The sequence below is a fragment of the Vibrio sp. V03_P4A6T147 genome (genome assembly GCF_002241085.1).
Lineage (GTDB): Bacteria > Pseudomonadota > Gammaproteobacteria > Enterobacterales > Vibrionaceae > Vibrio > Vibrio anguillarum.
The window spans coordinates 1-5894 of sequence record NZ_NDIO01000107.1; the positions used below are offsets into that span (position 1 = coordinate 1).

General features: G+C 46.4%; 3 protein-coding genes. 1 reads left to right on the forward strand and 2 read right to left on the reverse strand.

What is annotated here, in order from left to right; all coding sequences use genetic code 11:
• The first annotated feature begins 110 nt into the window (after positions 1-110).
• On the forward strand, positions 111-1418 hold the full coding sequence (gene tolC / locus B9J84_RS04170) for an outer membrane channel protein TolC (RefSeq protein ID WP_017046499.1): 1308 nt from the start codon (positions 111-113) through the stop codon (positions 1416-1418).
• 85 nt (positions 1419-1503) lie between these two features.
• Here tolC and hldE read toward each other — a convergent pair whose 3' ends face one another.
• Complete coding sequence (gene hldE, locus B9J84_RS04175; RefSeq protein ID WP_017050463.1) at positions 1504-2934, reverse strand: bifunctional D-glycero-beta-D-manno-heptose-7-phosphate kinase/D-glycero-beta-D-manno-heptose 1-phosphate adenylyltransferase HldE; 1431 nt, start codon at positions 2932-2934, stop codon at positions 1504-1506.
• A gap of 63 nt (positions 2935-2997) precedes the next feature.
• Positions 2998-5844 carry a bifunctional [glutamate--ammonia ligase]-adenylyl-L-tyrosine phosphorylase/[glutamate--ammonia-ligase] adenylyltransferase gene (gene glnE / locus B9J84_RS04180; RefSeq protein WP_094123601.1) on the reverse strand — a complete coding sequence of 949 codons (2847 nt, stop codon included), beginning with the start codon at positions 5842-5844 and terminating at the stop codon, positions 2998-3000.
• Between the last annotated feature and the right edge of the window lie 50 nt (positions 5845-5894).

Sequence of the window (5894 nt, forward strand, 5' to 3'; positions counted from 1 at the left end):
GATGGACAGTTATGTGTAAAAAAGTGCAAAGTTTCGAGTGAATTACCACCAATTTAAGTTAAACTCCTTAAAAGTAACCTTCTTACATATTAAGGCAGGGAATAGGACCAATGAAAAAACTGCTTCCACTATTCATCAGCGCAGCATTAGGCAGCCTGAGTTCTTCAGTATGGGCGGATACTCTTACTGAAATCTATAATCAAGCCAAAGAAAATGATCCTCAGTTACTGAGCTCTGCAGCTCAACGTGATGCTGCATTTGAAGCGGTAACATCTAGCCGTGGCGATCTGTTACCACAAATCAACCTGACCGCTGGTTACAATATCAACCGCAGTGATATTGATGCACGCGAAAGTGATAAGCTCACAGCAGGCATCAGTTTCTCTCAGCAGCTTTATCAACGTTCAAGTTGGGTTTCTTTAGACACGGCAGAAAAGAATGCACGCAAAGCGGATTCTGCCTATGCGGCCACCCAGCAAGGTCTGATTTTACGCGTTGCACAAGCCTATTTTGAAGTGCTTCGCGCCAAAGATAACTTGGCATTTGTCCGTGCAGAAAAAGCGGCAGTGGCTCGTCAATTAGAGCAAACGAAACAACGTTTTGAAGTCGGTCTTTCTGCAATTACTGACGTGCATGACGCACAAGCGCAATACGATGGCGTGCTTGCTGATGAAGTTTTGGCAAAAAATAGCCTCACTAATAGTTATGAAACCTTGCGTGAAATTACCGGCCAAGAACATTCTGATTTAAGTGTGTTGGATACGAATCGCTTTTCAGCCAGCAAAACAACACAGCCGATTGATGCTCTGCTTGAAGAAGCCCAACAGAAAAATCTCTCTTTGCTGACCGCTCGTATTGCTCAAGATGTCGCGAAAGATAATATTTCATTAGCAAGTTCAGGGCACTTACCCTCACTGACTCTTGATGGCGGCTACAAGTACGGCGATGAAAGTAATAATAACAGCGGCTCTAAAGGCGATTATAACGATTTTAATGTCGGTATTAACCTTGCGGTGCCATTGTACACTGGCGGAAAAACCACTTCGCAAACCAAACAAGCTGAATTTGCGTACGTTGCTGCAAGCCAAGATTTAGAAAAAACGTATCGCAGCGTTGTGAAAGATGTACGCGCATTTAACAACAACATCAATGCCTCTATTGGCGCTTTACGTGCTTATGAGCAGTCAGTTATTTCAGCGAAATCAGCACTGGAAGCGACCGAAGCAGGGTTTGATGTCGGTACGCGAACTATTGTTGATGTGCTTGATTCAACGCGCCGTCTCTACGATGCGAATAAAAATCTCTCTAACGCACGTTATGACTATGTACTGAGCGTACTGCAATTGCGTCAAGCGGTAGGCACATTGAGCGAGCAAGATATTTTAGATATCAACGCTGGCTTAAAAGCAGACAGCTAAAAAAGTAAAAGCCGCTGAATTTTCAGCGGCTTTTTTGTAGCGATTGGCTCATTTGATACAATCAGCCAAAGGATGCGGCGCGATGTTAGCCTCTGCCGCCTTTAATCGCTTCAATAATTTCTGTGGTTGAGCAACCATCTTCAAAGTTCAACACTTTGACTTCTCCACCCGCCGCAATCACTTCTTCACCACCGGCGATATCTTCAGGTTTATAGTCACCACCTTTCACCAGTAAGTTAGGTAGTACAGCCGCTATCAAACGCTGTGGCGTATCTTCAGAAAAAGGAACCACCCAATCGACAGCGCCCAATGCAGCCAGTACCGCCATACGGCGATCCGTAGTATTGACTGGGCGACCTGGGCCTTTTAAACGCTTAACCGACTCATCCGTGTTAACGGCAACAATCAGGCGATCGCCCAATTTGGCTGCGTGGTTAAGATAAGAAACATGTCCTGCATGCAAAATATCAAAGCAACCATTGGTCATCACCACCTTTTCGCCCTGAGCTTGAGCTACTTTTACCGCATCAATTAAGGCTTGTTCACTGATGACACCATAATCAGTATCTTTGCTACCGTGAACCGCTTCCGCTAGTTCAATGGTTGAAACGGTTGAAGTGCCCAATTTCCCAACCACAACACCCGCCGCCGCATTGGCTAATGCACACGCTTCATCAAGTGGTTTACCTGCCGCAACTGATGCCGCCAGCACTGAAATCACCGTATCTCCCGCGCCCGTTACGTCATACACTTCTTTGGCTAATGTTGGTAAATGGAATGGCTTCTGATTGCGTTGTAATAGTGTCATGCCATGTTCGCTGCGAGTCACCAACAGCGCGCCAAGATCAAACTGTTCAATCAAGGCAAAGCCTTTTTCTACTAGCTCTTGCTCTGTTTTTACTTTGCCTACGACCTGTTCAAATTCAGACATGTTAGGTGTGAGCAATGTTGCGCCACGATAACGTTCGAAATCGGCTCCTTTAGGATCGATAAAAACGGGAATGTTGGCTGCACGTGCTTTTTGGATTAATTGCTGCACATGCTCTAATGCGCCTTTGGCGTAATCGGACAAGATCACCGCTTTTACTTTCGGTAACGCCAGCTCCATGCGAGATAAAATCAGTTCTGGATCGGTGTTCTCAAACTTATCTTCGAAATCCAAACGGATCAGTTGCTGGCCTCGGCTTAGCACGCGTAATTTTGTAATGGTTGGATAATTTGGCAGAGCAACAAAATCACAACTCACTTTCAACGCTGTTAACGTTTCAGTCAGAACGTTAGCAGGCTCATCCACGCCAGTTAAACCAACAATGTGCGCATGACCGCCCAGCGAAGCAATGTTCATTGCAACGTTTGCCGCGCCGCCTGGACGTTCTTCGCTATTCTCTACTTTTACTACAGGAACGGGGGCTTCTGGTGAGATGCGACCAGTTGGGCCATACCAGTAGCGATCAAGCATCACATCGCCAATAATCAATACACCTGCATCATTGTAGTCAGGTAGGATTGGTTTCATTGTGGATCTCCAATTTTTGTTATTGCGCTGAGTGTAACACAGCTCATTGAGTCTCTAAAACACTCAACCTAGCCACTGCTGCCAAGCGTTTGTGACTCGTTTTCGCAGGTCAACAAACTTACTTTCGTCAACATCCGCATCCAAGTTAAGCAAGTTTCGATGATGGATCTGATTGCGCATTGAGGTATAGGCATCGGTGAGAGCCAGCGCTTGTTCTTCCTCCATAACACCTTGGTTCAGCAGTGACTCAAAAATGCGTACGTTGTCTGACCAAAATGTCAACTTTGGCTTTTCATGACTAAAACGCAGCACTAGATATTGAGCTAAAAACTCAATATCAGTGATGCCACCAGCATCTTGTTTAAGCATAAAACGGCCACTTTTCTTTCCCCCCAAATGATCGCGCATTTTTATCCGCATCGCGACTACATCCTGCTTGAGCTTGGTTTCATCTCTTGCCAATGACAAAATCTCATGACGGGTGCGATGGAAAGCCTGTTGCAGTGGCTCATCACCATAAATCATTCGGGCACGAACTAAGGCTTGGTGTTCCCACGTCCACGCTTCATTGCGCTGGTATTCATCAAACGCTTCAGCGGGGCTAACTAACAAACCGGACGCTCCGGACGGGCGCAAACGAGTATCAACTTCATACAAAATACCAGAGGCGGTACGAGTGGCAAAAATGTGGATCACGCGCTGGGCTAAGCGCAAATAAAACTGACGGCCATCAATCTCTTTTGCGCCATCAGTGTAACAATCCACTGGGCAGTCATGGAGAAACACGATATCAAGATCGGAATTGTAGCCCAACTCCCAGCCCCCCACTTTGCCATAGCCAACGACTGCAAACCCTTTACCATCCCTCTCTTTTAAATGAGTGGGTTGGCCGTATTTTGCACTGACTTGCTGCCAAGCTTGGTTGATCACAGCTTCAACGATGGCTTCAGCAAGGTAAGTTAAGTGATCGCTCACTTTCATCACAGGCAAAGCACCAGCAATATCAGCAGCAGCAATACGCAAAATGCAGATCTGCTTAAATTGGCGTAATCCTTCCATTTGCTGCTCCATATCCTCTTCGGGAATACGAGCAAGAAAATCACGCAGTTCAGTTTTATAAGCGGACAACTCCATTGGATTATAGAGATGCTGCGGGTCGATAAGTTCATCGAGTAAAATAGGGTAACGACTAAGCTGTTCCGAAATCATCGGGCTTGCGGTACATAAACGCACCAGCTGCGTCAATGCCGCAGGGTGTTCATCTAGCAGCTCAAGGTAAGTGGTTCGAGTCACAATTTTGTACATCAAATGCAGCACACGAGGTAAGCCAAACTGCGCATCTGGGTGAATAAAAATCGCTTGGAACAGTTTTGGCATCAACCGGTTTAATACATCTCGTCCGCGTGGGCCCAGCGTTTTTTTCGCCAAATCCTCTTTAAATTGGATCAATACATGCGCCATGCCGGCAGGATCATCACAGGTAAGCTCTTGTTGAAAAATCGTTTCAAGCACATCTGGCTTGTGCGCCATATCCCACAGCTCGTGAAAATGTTTAGCAACGCAGTGGTCATCTTCTTCTTCATCATCGCCAATCAGAGTTGCAAATACTTGATGTACTTTAGTCATGTGTTGATGCGTTTCGTGAAGCAGCGTTACCCAGTCAGTGCATTGCATAGCAACAGCTAAGCGAAGTTGATCCAGTTCATTGTCTGGCAAGGTTTGCGTCTGCTTGTCGGCCATCGCTTGCAATAGGTTCTCAAGGCGACGTAAAAACAGATAAGCTTGTCGTAAATCGGCCACTTCTTGCGGTTTGAGCAGGGCAAGTTCTTCTATTGCAACCAGTGTTTCTAATAGTCCACGCTGACGTAAACTGGGTTCTCGTCCACCACGAATTAACTGAAATACTTGTGCGATGAATTCAATTTCGCGGATCCCGCCTGCGCCTAATTTGATGTTGTTATGCAGCCCTCGACGTCTCACTTCGCTGCTGATCATCGATTTCATACGGCGCAGCGATTGAATGGCGCTAAAATCGATGTAGCGGCGGAACACAAATGGTCGCAGCATTTGACGCAGCTCTTGGTACTGCGGATACATTTCCCGCCCCATTACTCGAGCTTTGATCATCGCATAACGCTCCCAATCACGCCCTTGCTCTTGGTAATAATCTTCGAGCGCCGCATAGCTCATCACCAGTGGGCCACTCTCACCAAAAGGACGCAAACGCATATCAACTCGGTAGCAAAAACCGTCAAAGGTATGTTGATCCAACGCTTTAATGATTCGCTGGCCTAAACGGGTAAAAAATTGCGCATTCGCGATACTGCGGCGAGCGCCTTGTGTTTCACCGTTTTCAGGATAAGTAAAAATGAGATCGATATCCGACGAGAAGTTCAACTCACCGCCACCTAATTTGCCCATACCGATGATCAGCATAGGTTGTGCTTCACCTTGGTCGTTAGTTGGCGTTCCCCACTCGAAGCAGCAAACAGCGTACTGCCACTGGTAAGTCTCAAAAATGAGTGCTTCCGCCAGTGCTGAAAGATGTGCAAGGCTCTCTTCTAACGTCCAACTGGCGGTGAAATCTCGCCAAGCGATGTACACCATTTCCCGGTTACGAAACTGACGCAAAATACGATGCCCTGACATTTCATCTTTGCAATCTTCTAGCTGTATAGCGAGATCGTCTCGGTAATGCTCTAGCCTTGACTCTCCCGCCAACATTTCCGGTAATTGCATACACAACCATTCATCTCGCAATAATGCTTCATTGATAAACTGGCTCATCCCGACCACATACAACAGCTGTTTTTTCAATGGCTCGGACCACTGTGCAATGCTCGGTTGTTGCTCTAGCAAATGTTGATAGGTGGTGTGCACAAAAGCGTGAAGTGATGAAGGCAGTAACATGAGACATCCTTGTGAATTGAGACCAATGCAGTCGCTAGAAGGCTATTTAT